Raw genomic sequence first — 21,095 nt, 5'->3', positions numbered from 1 at the left:
CTTATATAACATGACAAAAGGAAATATTAATGTATCAGTTGAAAATATTTTTCCACTTATTAAAAAATTCCTGTATAGTGATCACGAAATCTTTTTACGTGAGTTAATTAGTAATGCTACAGATGCAACTTTAAAATTAAAACATTTAACAAGTGTCGGTGATGCTAAAGTTGAATATGGCACTCCTCTAATTGAAGTTAAAGTTGATAAGAAAGGAAAAAAATTGCACATTATTGATCAGGGTTTAGGTATGACCGCTGAAGAAGTTGAAAAATACATTAACCAGATTGCATTTTCTGGAGCTGAAGAGTTTTTAGACAAATATAAAGACTCCGCTAAAGATTCTGGAATTATTGGTCATTTTGGCCTTGGTTTTTACTCAGCCTTTATGGTAGCTAAAAAAGTTGAGATTATCACTAAATCTTATACAGATGCTCCGGCTGCACACTGGACCTGTGATGGAAGTCCAGAATTTAGTCTAACTAAATCTAAAAAAACAGAAAGAGGTACTGAAATTATTCTTCACATAGCGGATGATTCTACAGAATTTTTAGAAGAAGCAAGAATTCGTGCTCTACTTTTAAAATATAACAAGTTTATGCCTATTCCAATTAAATTTGGAACAAAGGAAATCAATGACCCTGACTTTACACCTAAAACAACCAAGGATAAAGATGGTAAAGAAACTACTGAACCTCACAAAAAAATAACGGTAGATAACATAATTAATAATCCTAATCCTGCATGGACTAAACAACCGGCAGATTTAAAGGATGAAGATTATAAAGACTTTTACAGAGAATTGTATCCAATGCAATTTGAAGAGCCTTTATTCAACATTCATTTAAATGTTGATTACCCATTCCATTTAACAGGGATTTTATATTTTCCTAAAATGACGAATGATTTAAACATTCAAAAGGATAAAATTCAACTTTACCAAAATCAGGTATATGTAACCGATAATGTGGAAGGTATAGTGCCAGAATTTTTAACCATGTTGCGTGGTGTCATAGATTCACCAGACATTCCTTTGAACGTGTCAAGAAGTTATCTACAAGCCGATGGCGCCGTTAAAAAAATATCATCCTATATCACCAGAAAAGTAGCTGATAAATTAAAATCTCTTTTCAATAACAACAGAGAAGATTTTGAAGCTAAGTGGAATGATATTAAGATTGTAATTGAATACGGGATGCTTTCTGAAGAAAAATTCTTTGAAAAAGCAGATGCTTTTGCCTTGTATCCAACGGTTGATAATAAGTATTATACTTATGAAGAATTATTTAACAAAATTAAAGCCAACCAAACTGACAAAGATGGTAAACTGATTATTTTATACGCATCAAATAAAGATGCTCAACATAGTTATATTGATGCGGCTAAAGCAAAAGGATATGAAGTCCTTCTTTTAGATTCGCCAATTATATCACACTTAATGCAAAAATTAGAAAGTACTAAAGAAAATATTACTTTCTCTCGTGTTGATGCAGACAATATTGATAAATTAATTAGTAAAGACGATACTAAAATTTCTAAACTAACTGATGAGCAAAAGACAGAGTTAGAAACTGTACTTAAAGAAGTCATTCCATCGGAAAAATTCATGGTACAATTAGAACCTATGGATAGTGATGCCACACCTTTCATGATTACACAGCCAGAATTTATGCGCCGTATGAAAGAAATGCAGGCAACTGGCGGTGGCGGTATGTTTGGTATGGGTAATTTCCCTGAAATGTATAACCTGGTGGTAAATACAAACTCGCCTTTAGTCTCAGAAATTCTTGAAACAAAAACTAAAAAGAAGCAAGAACGACTGATAAATCAAAGTTTAGATTTAGCAAGGTTATCGCAAGGATTGTTAAAAGGTGAAGAACTCACCAACTTTATCAAACGTAGTTACGAAATGATCAAGTAAGAAGATTTTTGTTCTGTATTTTTTTGAAAAAATACAGATAACAAAAATGAACTTACAAAATTATTCAGCGAAGCTAAATGATAAAATAGTTGTTGATGCAAATATATATCTCGACTGCGTCGAGTTAAATCATATTAAAACCATTTATTACTCAATTCTAGTTAGTATTAAAGTGGTTTTTTTATTTTTTAACTTTATAAAGTATTAATAAATAGATTTTATAAAACATGAATGTACAAAATCAAAATAAAATACAAGTTTCAAATAATCCGGCTTTAGTTTCAATTATAATTTGCACTTACAATAGAGCCAATTATTTAAACAAATGCATATCGAGTATTTTAGCTCAAACTAATCAACAATGGGAATTAATAATTGTGGATGATGGTAGTGATGACCATACTTTTAATATTGTAAATACTTATGTTGAAAAATATTCAAACATAAGATATGTAAAACATAAAAATTTAAAACTTGCTTTATCAAGAAACGTCGGGCTCCTGTTAGCTACAGGAAAATATATTACGTTTTTAGATAGTGATGATACCTATAAAGAAAACCACATAGAAAGTCGCTTAGATTTCATGAAAAAAAATAGTCAAGTTGATTTAATTTATGGAGGTGTTGATTTACACGAAGAAATATTTGTAACAGACTATTATAAAGATTCCCTTTTAATTAATGTAAAAGACTGTGTGTTAGGTTCAACATTTTTTGGAAAAAGAAATGTTTTTATTGAACTTGGTGGTTTTGAGAACCTCAACTATGGTGAAGATACAGAATTTTTAGAAAGAGCTTCTAAAACATTTGCAACCAAAAAAATAACGCATCCACGAACTTATGTTTACACGCGAGCCAATGACAGTATCACTATTAAAAAAGAGCTCGAAAAAAATCATGACACCCTAATTTAATCACATTTGAAATTAAAACACGATTTATATTTTAGTTTTTTTTGAAAAATTGTAGTATAAAATAATAATAGTAAATTCGCAAACTAGTTTGGAATAATTCATGTAACAACCTCATATTCAACGTAACTTTTAAAAATGATGAAACGCCTTTCTTTTGTATGTCTTTTTTTTATCAGCCTTCTGTTGGTTTCACAAACCAATTCAGGTTTAAAAACTGATAGCATCAGTAATAACATTAGAACCAATCGTATTATAGATAGTTTAAATCATAATGATGGTCCATATATGTTTATTGATAAAGAGAAGATAATTGAAAAAAATATTGTCAATGGTAATGTAGAAACTAAAATATTAGAATTAAATACAATAAATACGGAATTTGAATATGACCCTTTTATATACCATAATGTTTCCAAAATTGCCGTTATAAGTGATGTTCACGGCCAATACGATTTAACTTTTAACATTTTAAAAAACAACCATATTATTGACGAAAACTTAAATTGGGTATTTGGCACTGGGCATTTGGTTATTGTTGGTGATATTTTTGACAGAGGCCCTAAAACAACTGAATTATTATGGCTTGTTTATAATCTTGAAAAACAAGCTGAAAATAATGGTGGAAAAGTACATTTTATTTTGGGCAACCATGAGTATATGGTCATGCAAAATGATTTAAGATATATTAATAAAAAATACTGGTTAACCTCTAAACTATTAAACACACCTTATAATGAACTTTATGGAAAGGAAACAGTACTTGGAAGGTGGTTGCGATCAAAGAACACCATACTAAAAATAGATGACAATTTATTTTTACACGCGGGCATTTCTGAAGTATTTATTTCCAATGGATTTAATTTGGAAGAAACGAATCAAAAAATGAGACAATCCCTATTTGATGACGACAGTGAACCTATGTGGCATACGTTATATGACAAATATTATGACAATAACGGTCCTATTTGGTATCGTGGTTATTTTAGTGCGGATTTTAAAAAAAGTGACATCAACAAGTTATTAAGAAAACTTGATGTAAAACATGTCATCGTTGGACATACTTCACAAAAACAAATTGAATCTTTATTTCACAATAAAATATTAGCTGTCGATTCAAGTATCAAAAATGGTATTTATGGAGAAATGCTTTTTATTGAAAACGGAACATACTACCGCCATACTATGGAAGGATATATAATCAAATTACACTAGTTTTCTTAAACTTCAAATTAAGCCTTATTCATTTCTTGCCTGATCTAAAATTTCATTTTTATAACTGCTATCCTTAACTATGATTTCAAAAAAACTAAGAATGTATTCCTTAGCAATTGAAAAAGCCCTTGGGTCTTCAAAATAGTTGGCATGAGCATCTAAAATTGCCAGCATTTCTATTTTATTAGCTAAAAATTCACGCCTTACTTGGTCAAAAATAGTTTTATCTCTTATAAATCCTCTATATTTTCTGTCAGTAACTGAATTAGTTCCTATACTTTCTCCTTGAATCTGAGATACTACTGCATAACTAGCATTGACAAATCCAGCCATATCAAAATCATAAGGTACAGGTGTCATTTTTTTATCAATATAAAAGATTTTGACATTATGCTGATAGGCCTGAGAAAAATCAGTATTCCCTATCATAAACTGAAAAAATGCATTGCGCACTGAAGTCAAGTCGTCCTGATTTAATGGATGTACAGATCGATCATAAACTTTTCCATCCACCCGCTTTGCTAAAGTTTTATCATCTTCAATAAAAAACCCCTTTAACAGATGCACTTTGGTCTTATTATTTTTTATTTGTTCAAAATCAATATCGACCAATCTTGTTTTAAAATGATATGGAGAAACAATCTCAAATAATTTATAGACTAAATATTCTTTAATCACATTATCATCATTATCACTTTTAAGTAAACAAGGCAGAACCGCTTTAAAGTTTTTATTCCCTTCAAACGGCGTATTATTTGAAATTGATTTTTTTATTTTAATTTTTAAGGGCGCGAAATAACAATTTTTAAGTCTATAATTCCCTCTTGCCCTTAACTCAATGGGCAGACTTTCCCATGAACCATTACTAAGTTGATACGATAGATTAGAATCTAAATAGGTAGAATCATTAGTTTCCTTTTTAATCTCGTTTATTGAATACGATAATTTTATGGGTAAAATCTTTTCTTCTGAAAAGATTCCTGAATTTACTTTTGAATCATCTGTTTTTAATGACTCTTGCGAATAAGCACTATTCAAAATAAACGTTGTTATAAAAACGAGGAGAAATCCTATTTGCTTTTTCATATTAATAGATTAACTTTATCAAATATAATAATTTAAAAATAGCGTATCAGACAATATTTATCCATAATAAATTTCAGGACTTATCTGGCCTTGATGATTGCATTTACGGTGACTTTTTTTTTCTGTAGATACAATATCAGCTTTGATTTAGATTTGACACTCTTAAGTATTGCCATCATATTCCCATTGGTTTTTACTATTAGAGGATCATTTAGACGGAGGGAAAACGCCTTGGAACATTTGAGTGATTTCAGAAGTTCACTTAAAACCCTGCACTATTTTTTTATGGGTCATGAACGTTTATCTCATGAAGATAAAGCTGAAATTCAAAAAATATTACTTGAAATAAATACGGATACTTTAGCTCATTTAAGAAATAAAGATTGTACAATTAAAGACCTTGATGACATTGTAGACAAAGTTTATCAGTTCACCGTTGATAAAAAAGAATTCATGACCAGAAATTTACGTGATAAAGTATTTCGCTTTTTGAAAGATCTACATGAGTCCATAGAAAATGTCTACGCTATCCACACCCACAGAACACCCATAAGTTTAAAAGCCTATTGTCAGGTTTTTATTTATGTTTTCCCGCTTATTTATGCACCAACCATTATTTATAGTATTAGTCCAAATAATTCAACTTGGATTACTTATTTTATTGTTTTACTTACCGAGTTTATTTTAATTTCTCTTTACAATATCCAAAATCAATTAGAATATCCTTTTGATAATGTTGGTATGGATGATATCAATCTGGATAGTTTTAAAATTCACAGGTAATTCACAAATTTCTATGAATACCAGATATAAAGTTGTTCTAACATGATAACATAAATAGCCCCTTTTAACTCTTAGCCATCAATTATATTTTAAAACATGCAAATCATATCCACCAACATAGCGCAACCAACCACCATTGTTTGGAATGGGCAAGAAGTTGTTACCGGCATTTTTAAAACACCAATAAATAAATCAATTTTTTTAGGAAAGCATGATGTTAAAGGTGATGAAGTAACTGATAGAATACATCATGGAGGTGAATATAAAGCATGCTATATGTTTTCAGCTGACCAATACCCTTATTGGAAAAACCTGTATCCGCATTTAAATTGGCAATATGGTATGCTTGGTGAAAACCTTACTGTTTCAGGTTTTGATGAATGCCAAATTATGATCGGTAGTATTTACAAAATAGGAAAGACCTTAATTCAAATTACCCAACCCAGAGAACCTTGTTTTAAATTCGGGGTTAAGTTTGGCACTCAAGAAGTGCTCAAACAATTTATTGATCATGGCTTTCCAGGAACTTATGTACGGGTTTTGGAAGAAGGATTGGTGAAAACTGGTGACACTTTTAAACTCATTGAATCTGCGAAAGACAGGCTTTCTGTTTATGATTTTTTCAATTTGCTTTTTTTAAAAGTTAAAGACCAGAAACTTTTAAAGCTTGCTATTGAAAATGAAGCCATTCCTTTAAAAAAAAGAGTGCAATTGAAAGCTTTTATTCATTAATCACGTTGATTAGATGCGCTTATTTTTATAAATCCAACTCATAAACTTTTGAGCTATCTTTGTGATAAATAACACCGTTGCATTTTGAAAGACCTTTTACTTATTACACCACCTTTCACTCAATTAAACACACCTTACCCTGCAACGGCCTATTTAAAAGGATTTCTAAAAACAAAAAATATCAATGCCTTTCAAATGGATTTGGGTATTGAAGTGATTTTAAAATTATTTTCAAAAGAAATATTGAAAGATGTTTTTTCACTGGCTTTAAGAACAAATACTATTCAATCTGAAAATGCTCAAAGAATTTACGCATTAAAAGACAGTTACCTAAATCCATTATATGATGTTATTGCTTTTCTTCAAGGAAAAAACGCCAGTTTTGCCAGACAAATTTGTACAGATAATTTTTTACCGCAAGCCTCACGCTTTCAGCAATTAGATGATTTAGACTGGGCTTTTGGGACCATGGGAATTCAGGATAAGGCTAAACATTTAGCCACCTTATTTCTTGAAGATTTATCGGACTTTATAGTAGAATGTGTTGATGAAAATTTTGGATTTAGCCGGTACGCGGAGCGTTTAGGACAAAGTGCCAACTCCTTTGATGAGCTATACACCTATTTGCAACAAGAACTAACTTTTATAGATACTCTTACATTAAATATTCTTGAAGAAAGACTTCAAGAAATACATCCCAAAATGGTTTGTTTTTCCGTACCCTTTCCCGGAAATTTATATAGTGCCTTTCGTTGTGCACAATTTATAAAAACCAACTATCCAAAGATTAAAATAGCCATGGGCGGTGGTTTCCCAAATACCGAATTACGTTCGGTTTCTGATGTACGGGTGTTTGACTTTTTTGATTTTATTACCCTTGATGATGGCGAGTTACCCATAGAGTTGTTACATCAATCGATTTCACATCCAAAAATAAATGAATTCAAAAGAACCTTACTTTTGGAGAATGGTCAAGTTATTTATAAAAACAACACCACAAGGTTAGACTATAAGCAAGCACAAGTTGGAACACCGGATTATTCTGATTTGTTACTAGACCAGTATATTTCTGTCATTGAAATAGCCAACCCCATGCATAGTCTTTGGAGTGACGGCCGCTGGAATAAACTCACCATGGCTCATGGCTGCTATTGGGGCAAGTGCACTTTTTGCGATATTTCCTTAGACTATATAAAACTTTATGAGCCAATAGCTGCAAACCTTTTAGTTGATAGGATGGAAGAGCTCATTGAACAAACAGGTGAAACAGGATTCCATTTTGTTGATGAAGCAGCGCCACCTTCTTTAATGAAAGCTTTGGCACTTGAGATTTTAAAACGTCAGATAACAGTAACCTGGTGGACTAATATTAGATTTGAAAAGAACTTTACTAAAGACCTTTGTGTATTGCTAAAAGCATCAGGTTGTATTGCTGTTTCTGGTGGCCTGGAAGTGGCTTCAGATAGATTATTAGCTTTGATAGATAAAGGTGTTACCGTTGAACAAGTAGCTCAGGTTACCAGAAACTTTACTGAGGCAAACGTCATGGTCCATGCCTATTTAATGTATGGCTACCCTACACAAACAATTCAGGAAACAATAGACAGTTTAGAAATGGTACGCCAACTTTTTGAGATAGGTGTATTACAATCAGGTTTCTGGCATCAATTTGCCTTAACGGCACATAGTCCAATAGGTTTAAACCCATCAGATTATGGCGTTAAACCAAACTATAAAGACATCTCATTCGCCAATAATGATATTGATTTTACTGACCAAACAGGAATTGATCACAACCAATTTAGCTTTGGGCTTAAAAAGTCGTTATATAATTTCATGCATGGTATCGGGTTTGAATTACCTCTTCAAGACTGGTTTGATTTTAAAGTTCCTAAAACCCAGATAAAACCAGATTATATTTATAATTGTCTAGAAACAAATATAGATTTCACTATTAAGCCAACAGCAAAAGTAGTCTGGTTAGGCAATACACCAAAAGTAAGTTCTCAGACCAAAACTAAAAAAGGAAAAACTATTGAATTGCTTAAATTGACCTTTTATGACAAGTCAGATAATTTTCAAATTACTCTAGATAAAGACCATGGTTTATGGTTTTTGAATACTCTGGAAACGCTATCACCAAGGCATAACAGACAACATACTTTTGTGAATTTAAAAACTCATTTTGAAACCCAGTTTGAAAATTTTGAATTGTTTTGGTTTTCAAAACCCCTGTTAAAATTAAGAGATTCTGGACTTTTGGTACTTTAAAGCATATATTAAATATGCCAAAAATTTTCAACTAACTGGTTTAACAAGTTGATCTCCTTATATATGAAGACCATTAAGCAAAACCATAAAACAAACTTCTTTACAATAAAACTGGAGTTATATCAGTGATACTAAATAATTTCTTCAACATGTATTTTAATGTTCGCCGAAATTTTTTCAATTGGTAAATCATTAGCGTCAAACCCAAAAGGTTCTTCAATTTCTTCGGCAATTAACTCCAAACTTGTTAATACGTAAAAAATAAAAACAACTACTGGTATGGCATAATACCCCAAACTAAACACATACCCAAACGGTAAGGTCATAACATAAAAAAAGATGAATTTTTTTATAAAGGCACTATATGAATATGGAATTGGTGTGTTTTTAATTCGTTCGCAAGCACCACAAATATCTGTAAACGACTGTATTTCATTATTTAAAATTATAAGTTGGTCGCCCGTGATTTTTTTCTGCTCATGTAAATCGTTAATCTTTTGGAAAATCATTGTAGCAACTTGGTTTGGCCAATGTTTATGGTGGTCTAAATCTATTCCCTCATAAAGAACCAAACTTGTTTCCACATCGGTTAAATGCTTTGACAAAATAGAGGCATAACCTGGTATCAATTTTCTAAAATACATCCTATCATGTTCTTCTTTTAAAATAACACTTAGTTTAATAGTAAAATTTCTACTGGTATTTACCAATGAACCCCACAATTTTCTGCCTTCCCACCAACGATCATAAGCTGTATTAGTCCTAAACACTAACAGCAAGGAAATTACAAAACCCAACATATTGTGCATCATAGTAATATTTGACAATGGATCCTTTTCGGATATTTTCCAATAAATAAGTTCCAAATAACACACGGCAAACGTATAAATTCCGATAAAAATCATCATGGGTATAAGTTTCCTAAACGTATCCGATTTATGGAATCTAAAAATAAAAGTAATCCAACCTTTAGGTTTGTATCGAATCATTGATAATGGTTTTAATAATTAATTTGAGACGTAAATTTAAATAATGTTTTATTTAGATTTTTTAAAAATAATAAAAATTGGCCGTATAAGTTTTCTTTACCTTTGTAACAAATTATAATACATGTCATTTAAAGACTTACAACTTAACAAACCCATTTTAAGAGCGGTTGCGGAAGCTGGATATGATAATCCAACTTTAGTCCAAGAACAAACTATCCCATTAGTTCTTGCTAAAAAAGATGTTGTTTGTACCGCACAAACAGGAACTGGTAAAACTGCGGCCTTTGCATTACCTATTATTCAATTATTGTTCGATAGGCAAGATGCCCCTAAAAAAGGTAAAAAAATAAAAGCATTAGTAGTAAGTCCTACCCGAGAATTGGCTGTTCAAATAGGTGAAAATTTTAAAACTTATGGTTCTTACAGCAATTTAAGAAGCACCGTGGTTTTTGGAGGGACCAGTATAGAACCACAAATTGATGTACTTACTAAAGGTGTAGACATTTTGGTGGCTACTCCAGGAAGACTCTTAGATTTACACAAACAAGATATTATTAATTTAGACTATATAGAAATCCTAGTACTTGATGAAGCCGATTTGATGCTGGACATGGGCTTTATAGACGACATTAAAAAAATTGAGCGTTTGTGTCCAAATGACAAGCAAATTTTATTGTTTTCTGCTACCATGCCTTTTAAAGTAGAACAACTGGCTAATACTATTTTAAAAACGCCTCAACGCGTAGAAGTAACGCCTACCTCATCAGCAGCAAAAAATGTAAGTCAGGTACTATATTATGTTCCAAAACGCAATAAAATAGAATTGTGTTTACATTTATTACGCAATACAATTAAAGGATCTATATTAATTTTTAGACGGACTAAATTTGGTGTAGATAAGTTAGAACAAACTTTAGTTAAAAACGGTTATAAAGTTGAAACTATTCATGGTGATAAAGCACAAAATTTAAGGCATGATGCTTTAAATAAGTTTAAAAACGGCTATGTGAATATTTTAATTGCTACTGATGTTGCAGCGCGTGGTATTGATATTAATGAACTTGATGCCGTAGTAAATTTTGACATGCCAAACGTTCCTGAAACCTATGTTCATAGAATTGGAAGAACAGGTCGTGCTGAAAGTTTTGGGAAGTCTTATTCTATGTGCTCAGAAGACGAAAAATCGTATGTAAAACTCATAGAACAATTGATAAATGTTCAAATCCCAGTGGAACATAATCATCCCTATCCATTAGATCCAAAAGCAAAACCACAGATTCATAAATCTAAAAAAACAGGAAGTAAGCATAAAAAAGGCCGTAAAAGTGAAAGCTCCAAAAAGAACAAGAAACGCTGGTATTAATTTCTGTTTTTAACTATAATTCCAAACGTTTACCCATATGATGTTTTAAAATAGGAATTTGAATAAAAAGCATAACAGTTAATAATATACAGGCATATAAAGTAGTTCGCGAAAAATGCAAACCAGAGAAAATGTTAGACATCCTAAACTTTGGCAAAGTTCCAAAATTATATTTTTCAAATAAACCACCAGATACTGTTGAATCATTAAATGACAGATAGGTTATTAACCCCAACATACTAATTAAAATGCCATACCAGATCCATTTTGAAATCAGCGGTTTATAAACCGTTACCTTATTAGTTTTAATCTTTAAAACCTGAGACATTACTTGAGAAGTAAAATCTAATGAAGGGGATTCTAAAGTGGTTTCCTTCATCATTTTATCTATCAATTTCTCTATTTCTTTATCTGCTTTAGCTTTCATAATATTCAATTATTTCTGGTTCTAATCGCTCCCTTAAAATAGTGGTCAACTTTTTTCTGCTTCTAAAGAGCTTCACTTTTACATTATTTGCTGTTAATCCTATTACTTTGGCAATTTCCTCTAAAGATTGTTCCTCAAAATAAAATAAGGTTAACAAAAAAGCATCATCACTTGGTAATAGATTAATACAATCTTGAATAGCCTTTTCACGCTCTTCATCTTCCATCTTGTCTAGGGCATTATCAATACTTTTTATTTGATTTGTATTAAAATCATCAATTGAAACCACTTGCTGTTCCCTTTTTGTTTTTTTCAATCTATCCAAACAGGTGTTATAAGTCACTTTATAAATCCATGTTGAAAATTTAGAATCGCCTTTAAATTGACTTAATGATTTAAATACTTTTATAAAAGTATCTTGTGCAACTTCCTCTGCTTCTTCCCTATTCTTAACCATTTTCAACGCTAATGAAAATACCAAATCCTTATAACGGTCAACTAAAATGTTAAATGCATTTGAGTTGCCTTCAATAATTAAATTGATATAATGTATGTCGTCGTTGGTGGTCATTTGAAAGTAAGACGATAATAAATAGTTTTAGGTTACATCACATTTAAAAAAAATTTAATTAAACGTGTAACCTAATTTAAAAAGGCGTCGTCATAAGCTATGAACACATTAAATATAATCAATTAAAAACAAACAATTATGGAAGAAATTTTAATCCCAATCAGCATGTTCCTTGCAATTTTCGGAATCGTATATTTATACTTATCTACAAGAAACAAAGAACGTTTAGCTCTCATTGAAAAAGGTGCGGATGCCAGTATTTTTATGAGAGACAGAAGTAATGCGTCTCCAATCTGGAAAATACTCTTATTGAATTTAGCCTTATTATTAATGGCAATTGGACTCGGAGTATTTATTGCTTCAATATTGCATTACAATATGGGTGTTGATGAAGACGTAGCTTATCCAGGAACCATATTTCTAATGTCAGGAATAGGTTTATTTGTGGGCTTTACGATGACCAAAAATCTTGATAAAAAGAACTAATCAAATATTAAGGTAAAACTAAAAACTGCTTTTGTATCAAAAGCAGTTTTTTTATTCAATAACAAAATCAAAATAAGTATCAGGAAATGGTTCCTGTATTAAAGTAAAATGCCACCATTCCTTTGGGTAATTTCTAAAACCATATTTTAACATGACTTTTTGTAACAACTCCCTGTTTTCCTTTTGTTTAAGTGTAATACCATCAAAATAGACCCAGGACTCTACTCCAAAAAAATCATAAGGACTACCCATATCTAAAGCCTCACCCGTATTGCCATCAATAATAGTTAAATCTAAAGTACTACCTCGACTATGTCCAGATCGGCTCGCTATATATGATTCCATAAACAAGTTTTTTTTATCTACGTTTGGATAAAATATTTTTTTGTTAATAGTGTCATTTAAATTCCGAGCCCAACGCATAAAATGATTTACGGCACGCTGAGGTCGATACCCATCATAAACTTTTAAGCATAAATTTTGATTTTCTAATTCTTCTTGCACTTGTTTTAAGGCATCAGCCGCTTCATTTGTTAAGATAAGTTTATTAGCCTGATAGCCATCTATTGGTGAACCAACAAAATTATTTGAGGTGTTATATCTTAATTCTACAGTTATATCTGGAATCACCTTTTCAACACTAATAAACCCTTCTGGTAATTGTGAAAAACAAGAGAATCCAACCAAAAATAATATGAAAAATAATTTAGATTTCATAAACGTTGCAATTTATGCTAAATTAGAAAAATTAATTTTTAGTTATGGCCTATCCTTGGCATTTATACTTCATGGCATTAATATATATAGTTGCGGGAATTAATCATTTTATAAACCCTAAAATATATCTTAGAATTATGCCAAAATACCTTCCTTACCATAAAGTTTTGATTGATTTAAGTGGTCTTTTTGAAATAGCGTTAGGTATCAGTGTTTGTATTCCTTCGCTGAAAAATGCTTCTATTTATGGTATCATAACCATGTTAATTGTTTTTTTGTTGGTTCATGTATATATGCTGTCCGGTAAAAAAGCATCAGCTGGAATCCCTCTATGGATTTTAATAATAAGAATACCTATTCAGTTTGGATTGATTTATTGGGCCTATTGGTATTTAAAATTGTAATTGGCATGCTTTTTAAAGAACCTATCAACTTAAATTTAAAAGATGCTGATGTCGTTTACTATCCTAATTTTTTTAATTCAGAATTATCAAATTATTATTTCAAAACACTTCTAAAAAATATTGAATGGCAACAAGATACTATCACTCTCTTTGGAAAGACTCATTTACAGCCACGACTAACAGCTCTATATGCCAATAATAATTTGCCATATTCCTATTCAAATATTATCATGTATCCAAAAACATTTAATCAAGAATTAGCACAAATAAAAGAAACTATAGAAAAGTTGCTTGATGTAAGCTTTACTAGTTGTTTAGCTAACCTCTATAGAAACGGACAAGACAGTAACGGATGGCACGCCGATGATGAAAAAGAATTAGGACAACACCCTATTATTGCTTCAGTAACATTTGGCATTGAACGTATATTCCATCTTAAGCATAAAAATGAATCAAATCATAAAGCCAAAATAATTTTACAAAATGGCAGTTTACTTGTCATGAAAGGCAGTACACAGAAATATTGGCTGCACCAATTACCAAAAACCAATAAAGATATAGGGGAACGCATTAATTTGACTTTTAGAATTATTACATAAAAAAAACCAAGATCCCTCAATCTTGGTTTTCTGTCAATTTGCTTTTTTATTTTGAAGATAGATTTAGGGTCGCTATAACTACAACAAAACGCAAATATTAATTAATTAATCCATTGAACTAAAAAGTATGTTATTTAGTACAGATCAAATATAAATCTATTTTTTATTTTAAACGTTTAAATGTTATTTTTTTCGTTGTAATGCATTTTTTTTTAACATTTAAAAGAAATCGTATGAAAATATACTATTTTTCTTCTGGAAGAACCTTTATAAGAAACCAGATACATAAACCTATATTTTGGACATAAAAAAACCGAGATCCCTCAATCTCGGTTTTTTCTCAATTTGCTTTTTCTTATTACGAAGATAGATTTAGGGTTACTTCATCTACAACATAATGCAAATATTAATTAATTAATCCATTGAACTAAAAAGTATGTTATTTAGTACAGATCAAAAGTAAAATTATATTTCAATTTAACCGTTTAAATGTATATTTTTTCGATGTAATACCACTTTTTTTAACAATTATCGTTTAAATATAGTTTATAATCGACGAAATACATGTTTTTTCATTAAATATAATATTCAAAATTCTTTATAAATTATCTTAAATTTTAGTATATTTTTACTTCTACAAATACTAAAACTGATAGTTCCAATGTTTATACACCTAAACCCAAAATCCTAAGTCAAAACAAAAATGAAAAATAGAATTTTAATTTTTACACTTTTTTGCTTTTTAAAAACATTTTCACAAAACACTAATTTTATAACTCAACAGATTGCAATTAATAATTTAATTGACGGAACACTCTTAATTCCAAATAATGAAGAAAAACCAAATTTAGTAATCATTATAGGTGGCTCCGGACCAACAGATAGAAATGGTAACCAAAGTTTTTTAAAGAATAACTCTCTAAAAAATCTGGCCGAAGGACTTTCCTCTAATAACATTGCTACGTTTAGATATGATAAACGGATTGTAAAACAAATTAAGCAGGGAAATATAGACCGTAATATTTTGTTTGATGATTTTGTAACGGATGCCATATCAGTTTTAACCTATTTTAAAAAGCCTAATTCATTTAATCATATTTTCATACTAGGTCATAGCCAAGGTAGCCTGGTTGGGATGCTTGCTGCTCAAGGACGGGCAGATGGTTTTATTTCTCTTGCAGGAGCGGCTCAATCCATAGATAATATAGTTATAGAGCAAATAGCTAAAACCTACCCAAGCCTTTCAAAAGAGGCTGAAAGTGTGTTCGACTATTTAAGGAAAGGCAAAAAGACAGATAATTACCCGATAGAATTAGCCTCTGTATTTAATAAGGATATTCAATCCTTTATGATGAATTGGATGCAATACAATCCACAAGAAGAAATAAAAAAACTTCAAATGCCTATTTTAATAATTAATGGTACAAAAGATTTGCAAGTTGAGCCCAAAGAAGCACAACTATTACATGAGGCCGTACCCAGCTCTAGTTTAGAATTAATTGATAATATGAATCATGTTTTAGTAACTATTGAAGGTGATAATATTGAAAACTCAAAATCTTATAATGAGTCATTTAGAAAAACTGCTCCTCAACTTATGGAAGCCCTATTAAGATTTGTTAAATAAAAGCACAAAAAAAGCACCCTTTACAGGGTGCTTTCTTACTAACCAACCAAAAATATAATTACAATTCTAAAGTTTAAAGTAACCACTCAATAAACCTTTTTTTACAAATTGAATGTAATTAATATAAGTATGACAATCTCTATGCCAAACATATTAAAATTACATTTTATTTTGGAAAGAAAATGTGAATAAATAGTTAAAAGACATTAGTAATTATAGCATATTTATAAGATATTTGCGATTCAAAATAAATCACAGAATTCATGAAAAAGTTACTGCCTTTAATCTTAACACTATTATTTCTATCCTGTTCAAATGAAGTACACGATTTGACAGTTAAAGCTAAGATAAAAGGATTAAAAAAAGGAATTGTTTATCTAAAAAAAGTTCAGGATACAATGTTAGTAACTGTAGACTCCATTGTAATAAATGGTAATTCAGAATTTGAATTATACAGTGATTTAGAATCACCTGAGGTCTTCTTTTTATACCTAGACAAAAACAGTGACGAAAATGACAGAATCAGTTTTTTTGCTGACAAAGGAATAACTGAAATTAATACGACTTTGAAAAACTTTGTGTTTGATGCCAAAATAAATGGTTCCAAACAACAAAAAACGCTCGAGGAATACCAATTAATGATGTCTCGTTTTAATGAGAAAAACCTTAATCTTATCAAAGAAAATTTTGAAGCCCAAAAAGATGGTGATACTTCTAGATTTAATAGCATTCAAAAAGAATTTGATAATCTTTTAAAACGAAAATATTTATATACTGTAAATTTCGCCCTTAATAATAAGGATAGTGAAGTAGCACCATATCTTGCTCTTACAGAAATTTACAATGCTCAAATTAAATATTTGGACACCATCAACACTTCTTTAACACCAGAGGTTAAAAATTCAAAATACGGAAAAGAATTACAATTATTTGTAGATAATATTAAAAAGGGAAATGCTGAAAAGTAATTTTTAAATACTGTTAAAATAAAAGGACCATTCAATTGAATGGTCCTTTTTATTTAGAGCCGATAGAGGGACTCGAACCCACGACCTGCTGATTACAAATCAGCTGCTCTAGCCAGCTGAGCTACATCGGCGTATTTAACGGATGCAAATATAATCGCAAAATTTAAATTTGCAATAACTCCGTTAAAATAATTATCCTAGTGTATTGATTTTTTCAATAAGAGCTCTCCCCTTATCTTCCAGCTCAGCACTTATTGCTTTAAAGTGAGCTTTTTTGTTTTCAACTTTCTTATCATTGATCTTTGCAATTAATCCATCAAAAGTGCTAATAGCTTCATCAATAATAGCCTGACTCTTTTTGGTTTCTTTGCTTGCGTTTGTCAATTCCCAAACATAAACCGCTTCAATAATATCACCTAAAACATAATTAATGTCTTTTTTTAGGTCTCTAACATTTGCCATATATAAAATTTTTATTTCATGCAAAATTACACATAAACTTCTAATAGATATAGAATTTTATAACTAATTTAAATATTGAATTAATCAATGATATAAAGCTCAATTTTCGCAGGTAATAAAGCTATTTACCTGAATAGGTCACAAAATTGCGAGGTGTTTCATAAAGAACCACCTCCAGATCAAATTTAGTATCTAACTTGGCTTTAATCTTATTATATATAATAACAACTATGTTCTCAGCTGTTGGATTTAAATCTTTAAATTCAGCAACATCTAGATTCAGATTTTTATGATCAAAGGCATCTTCAACCTCAGCCTTTATAATATCTTTTAAAATTTTCACATCAATCACATAACCTGTTTCTTGGTCAATATCACCTGTAACACTGGCAATTAACTCATAATTATGACCATGATAATTTGGATTATTGCATAACCCGAAAATTTCGTCATTTTTTTCAAAACTCCAGTCCTTTCTATACAATCTATGGGCCGCATTAAAATGGGCTCTTCTACTTACGGTTACCTTCATTGTCTAGAATATTTATATGTTGATAAAACTTTTCAAAAATAATCTTAAACCATTCCGTGTACAAATGTGGATGCAAAATCATATCTTCTTTAACTGCTTCCAAAGGCATCCATTTCCAGTTGGCCACTTCTGACATATTAATATTTGGTGTATCATTATATTTACCGATCAATATATGGTCATATTCATGCTCTGTTAAACCATTTTCAAATGGAGCTTTATAAATAAATGAAATGGATTCTTGCAAATCAACAACAAACCCCATTTCCTCTTGTAATCTTCTCTTCCCTGCTTGAATATTAGTTTCTCCAGCACGCTGGTGACTGCAACAAGTATTGGTCCAAAGCCCTGGAGAATGGTATTTATCTAATGCCCGTTGTTGTAACATGAGCTCATTATCATCATTAAAAACAAAAACTGAAAAAGCCCTGTGTAATACCCCTTTTACGTGAGCTTCCATTTTAGGCATTAACCCAATTTGTTCATCTTTTTCGTTAACTAAAATTACATTTTCTTCTGTCATAGTGTAAAAATACCAAGTTAATTTATAAAATCATCAATCTTATGATAAATTTAAAAAGCAGTATTATCAATTATTCTTATTGACGTTAATAATAGTATCTTTGCAACCGATTTGCAATTAAGAATATGAGTTTTATTAAAGAAATAAATAGACGACGTACATTTGGAATTATATCCCATCCTGATGCTGGTAAAACAACTTTAACTGAAAAGCTTCTACTTTTTGGTGGTGCCATTCAGGAAGCTGGTGCTGTAAAAAGCAATAAAATAAAAAAAGGTGCTACTAGTGATTTCATGGAGATTGAACGGCAACGTGGAATTTCGGTCGCTACTTCGGTATTAGCTTTTGAATATGATGGCATCAAAATTAATATTTTAGACACCCCTGGTCACAAAGATTTTGCTGAAGACACTTTTAGAACGCTTACTGCTGTTGATAGCGTTATTGTAGTTATTGATGTTGCAAAAGGAGTTGAAGAACAAACAGAAAAGCTTGTTGAAGTCTGCAGAATGCGCAACATCCCTATTATCATTTTTATTAACAAAATGGATAGAGAAGGTAAGGATGCCTTTGATTTATTAGATGAAGTTGAACAAAAATTAGGTCTTAAAGTAGTTCCTTTAAGTTTTCCTATTGGAATGGGATACGATTTTAAGGGTATATACAATATTTGGGAAAAGAACATCAATTTATTTAGTGGAGACAGCAGAAAGAATATTGAAGAAACCATTGAAATTTCAGACTTAGAATCTCCCCAATTAAATAAAATTATAGGTGATAAGGCAGCCATTACTTTACGTGAAAATCTGGAATTGGTTCATGGTATTTATCCTGAATTTGATAAGCAAGAATATTTAAATGGCCATTTACAACCTGTGTTTTTTGGTTCAGCCTTAAATAATTTTGGCGTACGTGAACTATTAGACTGTTTTGTTGAAATTGCTCCAAAACCTAGACCTAAACAAAGTGAAGAACGGTTAATAAAACCAGATGAAGATAAGTTTACTGGTTTTGTTTTTAAAATCCATGCTAATATGGATCCAAATCACAGAGACCGTTTAGCTTTTGTGAAAATTGTTTCTGGAGTATTTAAAAGAAATACCCCGTACCTGCATGTAAGGCAAGGGAAAAAATTAAAATTTTCAAGCCCTAATGCCTTTTTTGCTGAGAAAAAAGAAATTGTAGATATTTCATATGCCGGCGATATCGTTGGCTTACATGACACCGGCAATTTTAAAATTGGTGACACTTTAACGGAAGGTGAAGTTATTAATTATAAAGGGGTTCCTAGCTTTTCTCCGGAACATTTTAGATATATTAACAATGCAGACCCTTTAAAATCAAAACAACTATTTAAAGGGATCGATCAATTAATGGATGAAGGAGTAGCCCAATTATTTACACTAGAACTTAACGGAAGAAAAGTTATAGGTACTGTTGGAGCACTGCAATATGAAGTAATTCAGTATAGATTAGAACATGAGTATGGTGCTAAATGTACTTATGAAAATTTAAATGTTTATAAAGCCTGTTGGGTTGATCCTAAGGAATCAAAAAGTGAAGAATATAAAGAGTTTGTAAGAGTAAAACAACGCTACTTAGCTAAGGACAAACAAAATCAATTAGTCTTTTTGGCAGATTCTGCTTTTTCACTACAAATGACTCAACAGAAATATCCAAGTATAAAATTTCATTTTACCTCAGAATTTTAGCATATTAACGAAATTATTTTTATTTTTTTAAACTATTGATAATATTTAGAGCGTATTAATGTCAATTATACATTTTAGTAGATGTATTTTATGATTTTAATAATTCATAACCCCAAATATGAACGCCTATGGATTTTTATACTAATGAATTCAGTAATAATGACATAACTGTAACTTACAAACCTAGCATTTGCATTCACGCAGAAAAATGTGCAAAAGAATTATCTAGTGTTTTTAGAACTTCCATTATTCCTTGGATAAATCTTGATTATGCAGAAACTAATACTGTTATAGATCAGATAAAAAAATGTCCTTCAGGAGCTTTAAAATATTTTAAAAACAACACTAAAAAGGCAAGCTAATTTTTCTATTAAAGAGTATTTTAACAAAAAAGCCCTTTGTGATTTTCAAAGGGCTTTTTTATTTAAGCTTGTCCGGCTGGTCCAAAATTTAGTGGGATTGGTGGTTGCTCATAATCTTTAATTTCCCCATGAGCATTTTCAAATCTTGCAATATTCTCTCCCAAAGCTTTAAGCAGTCGCTTAGCATGCTGCGGAGTTAAAATTATTCTAGACTTCACTTTATTTTTTGGAACCCCTGGCATAATATTTACAAAATCAACAACAAACTCAGATACCGAATGATTAATTATAGCTAAATTAGAATACGTTCCTTCAGCTACTTTTTCATCTAACTCAATATTAATTTGGCCTTGTTTTGGTGTATTTTTATCTTCTGCCATGATACTAAATATTAGTAAAAAGAAAAGGATTTCCATATGGAAATCCTTTTCTTT

The 21,095-nt window shown here is 30.6% G+C and carries 23 protein-coding genes and 1 tRNA gene; 14 read left to right on the top strand and 10 right to left on the bottom strand.

Translation table 11 applies throughout. The annotated features are described in order from the left end of the window. The first annotated feature begins 10 nt into the window (after nucleotides 1–10). The 3 genes from htpG (at nucleotide 11) to V8G56_RS05710 (ending at nucleotide 4,047) form a co-directional block, all read left to right on the top strand. The gene (htpG, locus tag V8G56_RS05720; RefSeq protein WP_395437461.1) at nucleotides 11–1,921 is read left to right on the top strand and encodes a molecular chaperone HtpG; all 1,911 of its coding nucleotides are present in this window, start codon (nucleotides 11–13) and stop codon (nucleotides 1,919–1,921) included. A 227-nt stretch (nucleotides 1,922–2,148) separates the two neighbouring features. Then, on the top strand, nucleotides 2,149–2,835 hold the full coding sequence (locus V8G56_RS05715; protein ID WP_395437460.1) for a glycosyltransferase family 2 protein: 687 nt from the start codon (nucleotides 2,149–2,151) through the stop codon (nucleotides 2,833–2,835). Between the two features lie 135 nt (nucleotides 2,836–2,970). Further along, nucleotides 2,971–4,047, top strand: a complete 1,077-nt coding sequence (locus V8G56_RS05710) for a metallophosphoesterase (RefSeq protein ID WP_395437459.1) — start codon at nucleotides 2,971–2,973, stop codon at nucleotides 4,045–4,047. A gap of 24 nt (nucleotides 4,048–4,071) precedes the next feature. On the opposite strand, the gene V8G56_RS05705 is transcribed toward V8G56_RS05710, so the two are convergent. After that, nucleotides 4,072–5,133 carry a hypothetical protein gene (locus tag V8G56_RS05705; protein ID WP_395437458.1) on the bottom strand — a complete coding sequence of 354 codons (1,062 nt, stop codon included), beginning with the start codon at nucleotides 5,131–5,133 and terminating at the stop codon, nucleotides 4,072–4,074. A gap of 93 nt (nucleotides 5,134–5,226) precedes the next feature. Here V8G56_RS05705 and V8G56_RS05700 point away from each other — a divergent pair, with 93 nt between their 5' ends. The 3 genes from V8G56_RS05700 (at nucleotide 5,227) to V8G56_RS05690 (ending at nucleotide 8,919) form a co-directional block, all read left to right on the top strand. Continuing rightward, on the top strand, nucleotides 5,227–5,916 hold the full coding sequence (locus tag V8G56_RS05700; protein ID WP_395437457.1) for a hypothetical protein: 690 nt from the start codon (nucleotides 5,227–5,229) through the stop codon (nucleotides 5,914–5,916). Between the two features lie 96 nt (nucleotides 5,917–6,012). Beyond that, entirely contained in the window at nucleotides 6,013–6,648 is a 636-nt protein-coding gene (locus tag V8G56_RS05695; protein WP_395437456.1) for an MOSC domain-containing protein, read from the top strand. Between the two features lie 84 nt (nucleotides 6,649–6,732). After that, nucleotides 6,733–8,919: a B12-binding domain-containing radical SAM protein gene (locus V8G56_RS05690; RefSeq protein ID WP_395437455.1), complete on the top strand. Its 2,187-nt coding sequence runs from the start codon at nucleotides 6,733–6,735 to the stop codon at nucleotides 8,917–8,919. Between the two features lie 131 nt (nucleotides 8,920–9,050). Here the strand turns inward: V8G56_RS05690 and V8G56_RS05685 are convergent, their stop codons facing one another. Further along, entirely contained in the window at nucleotides 9,051–9,908 is an 858-nt protein-coding gene (locus tag V8G56_RS05685) for a bestrophin family protein (protein ID WP_395437454.1), read from the bottom strand. Between the two features lie 121 nt (nucleotides 9,909–10,029). Between V8G56_RS05685 and V8G56_RS05680 the strand changes: the two genes are divergently transcribed. After that, nucleotides 10,030–11,271 (top strand): DEAD/DEAH box helicase, encoded by a 1,242-nt coding sequence (locus V8G56_RS05680; RefSeq protein ID WP_395437453.1) that lies wholly within the window; start codon nucleotides 10,030–10,032, stop codon nucleotides 11,269–11,271. 13 nt (nucleotides 11,272–11,284) lie between these two features. On the opposite strand, the gene V8G56_RS05675 is transcribed toward V8G56_RS05680, so the two are convergent. Then, complete coding sequence (locus V8G56_RS05675) at nucleotides 11,285–11,698, bottom strand: hypothetical protein (protein ID WP_395437452.1); 414 nt, start codon at nucleotides 11,696–11,698, stop codon at nucleotides 11,285–11,287. Continuing rightward, nucleotides 11,688–12,269, bottom strand: a complete 582-nt coding sequence (locus tag V8G56_RS05670; RefSeq protein WP_331628378.1) for an RNA polymerase sigma factor — start codon at nucleotides 12,267–12,269, stop codon at nucleotides 11,688–11,690. Before V8G56_RS05670 ends, V8G56_RS05675 begins: the two co-directional genes overlap by 11 nt. Before the next feature lie 138 nt (nucleotides 12,270–12,407). On the opposite strand from V8G56_RS05670, the gene V8G56_RS05665 reads away from it, so the two are divergent. Further along, on the top strand, nucleotides 12,408–12,755 hold the full coding sequence (locus V8G56_RS05665; protein WP_395437451.1) for a DUF6249 domain-containing protein: 348 nt from the start codon (nucleotides 12,408–12,410) through the stop codon (nucleotides 12,753–12,755). Between the two features lie 51 nt (nucleotides 12,756–12,806). On the opposite strand, the gene V8G56_RS05660 is transcribed toward V8G56_RS05665, so the two are convergent. Further along, nucleotides 12,807–13,472: a M15 family metallopeptidase gene (locus V8G56_RS05660; RefSeq protein WP_395437450.1), complete on the bottom strand. Its 666-nt coding sequence runs from the start codon at nucleotides 13,470–13,472 to the stop codon at nucleotides 12,807–12,809. Between the two features lie 44 nt (nucleotides 13,473–13,516). On the opposite strand from V8G56_RS05660, the gene V8G56_RS05655 reads away from it, so the two are divergent. From V8G56_RS05655 to V8G56_RS05640, 4 genes are all read left to right on the top strand, one after another. After that, nucleotides 13,517–13,876, top strand: coding sequence for a DoxX family protein (locus tag V8G56_RS05655; RefSeq protein ID WP_395437449.1), 360 nt, complete (start codon nucleotides 13,517–13,519; stop codon nucleotides 13,874–13,876). 5 nt (nucleotides 13,877–13,881) lie between these two features. Beyond that, nucleotides 13,882–14,475, top strand: a complete 594-nt coding sequence (locus V8G56_RS05650) for an alpha-ketoglutarate-dependent dioxygenase AlkB family protein (protein ID WP_395437448.1) — start codon at nucleotides 13,882–13,884, stop codon at nucleotides 14,473–14,475. 703 nt (nucleotides 14,476–15,178) lie between these two features. Beyond that, complete coding sequence (locus V8G56_RS05645) at nucleotides 15,179–16,102, top strand: alpha/beta hydrolase (protein ID WP_395437447.1); 924 nt, start codon at nucleotides 15,179–15,181, stop codon at nucleotides 16,100–16,102. A gap of 263 nt (nucleotides 16,103–16,365) precedes the next feature. After that, the gene (locus V8G56_RS05640; protein ID WP_395437446.1) at nucleotides 16,366–17,070 is read left to right on the top strand and encodes a DUF4369 domain-containing protein; all 705 of its coding nucleotides are present in this window, start codon (nucleotides 16,366–16,368) and stop codon (nucleotides 17,068–17,070) included. Between the two features lie 57 nt (nucleotides 17,071–17,127). On the opposite strand, the gene V8G56_RS05635 is transcribed toward V8G56_RS05640, so the two are convergent. From V8G56_RS05635 to idi, 4 genes are all read right to left on the bottom strand, one after another. Beyond that, a tRNA-Thr gene (locus tag V8G56_RS05635) sits at nucleotides 17,128–17,201 on the bottom strand. 61 nt (nucleotides 17,202–17,262) lie between these two features. Beyond that, nucleotides 17,263–17,532, bottom strand: a complete 270-nt coding sequence (locus tag V8G56_RS05630; protein WP_395437445.1) for a hypothetical protein — start codon at nucleotides 17,530–17,532, stop codon at nucleotides 17,263–17,265. A 121-nt stretch (nucleotides 17,533–17,653) separates the two neighbouring features. Beyond that, nucleotides 17,654–18,064, bottom strand: a complete 411-nt coding sequence (locus V8G56_RS05625; RefSeq protein WP_395437444.1) for a 6-pyruvoyl trahydropterin synthase family protein — start codon at nucleotides 18,062–18,064, stop codon at nucleotides 17,654–17,656. Then, nucleotides 18,045–18,587, bottom strand: a complete 543-nt coding sequence (gene idi / locus V8G56_RS05620) for an isopentenyl-diphosphate Delta-isomerase (protein ID WP_395437443.1) — start codon at nucleotides 18,585–18,587, stop codon at nucleotides 18,045–18,047. The genes V8G56_RS05625 and idi overlap by 20 nt, the downstream gene beginning before the upstream one ends. Before the next feature lie 125 nt (nucleotides 18,588–18,712). On the opposite strand from idi, the gene V8G56_RS05615 reads away from it, so the two are divergent. Then, nucleotides 18,713–20,299 (top strand): peptide chain release factor 3, encoded by a 1,587-nt coding sequence (locus tag V8G56_RS05615; RefSeq protein ID WP_395437442.1) that lies wholly within the window; start codon nucleotides 18,713–18,715, stop codon nucleotides 20,297–20,299. Between the two features lie 128 nt (nucleotides 20,300–20,427). Further along, nucleotides 20,428–20,661 carry a (4Fe-4S)-binding protein gene (locus V8G56_RS05610; RefSeq protein ID WP_395437441.1) on the top strand — a complete coding sequence of 78 codons (234 nt, stop codon included), beginning with the start codon at nucleotides 20,428–20,430 and terminating at the stop codon, nucleotides 20,659–20,661. 62 nt (nucleotides 20,662–20,723) lie between these two features. Here the strand turns inward: V8G56_RS05610 and V8G56_RS05605 are convergent, their stop codons facing one another. Further along, complete coding sequence (locus tag V8G56_RS05605) at nucleotides 20,724–21,041, bottom strand: DUF3467 domain-containing protein (protein ID WP_395437604.1); 318 nt, start codon at nucleotides 21,039–21,041, stop codon at nucleotides 20,724–20,726. Nucleotides 21,042–21,095: the final 54 nt, after the last annotated feature.

Source organism: Gaetbulibacter aquiaggeris (genome assembly GCF_044003965.1).
GTDB classification, from domain to species: Bacteria; Bacteroidota; Bacteroidia; order Flavobacteriales; family Flavobacteriaceae; genus Yeosuana; species Yeosuana aquiaggeris.
The sequence above is the reverse complement of the archived record's forward strand: the minus strand, read 5'-3'. Positions and strand labels throughout refer to the sequence as shown.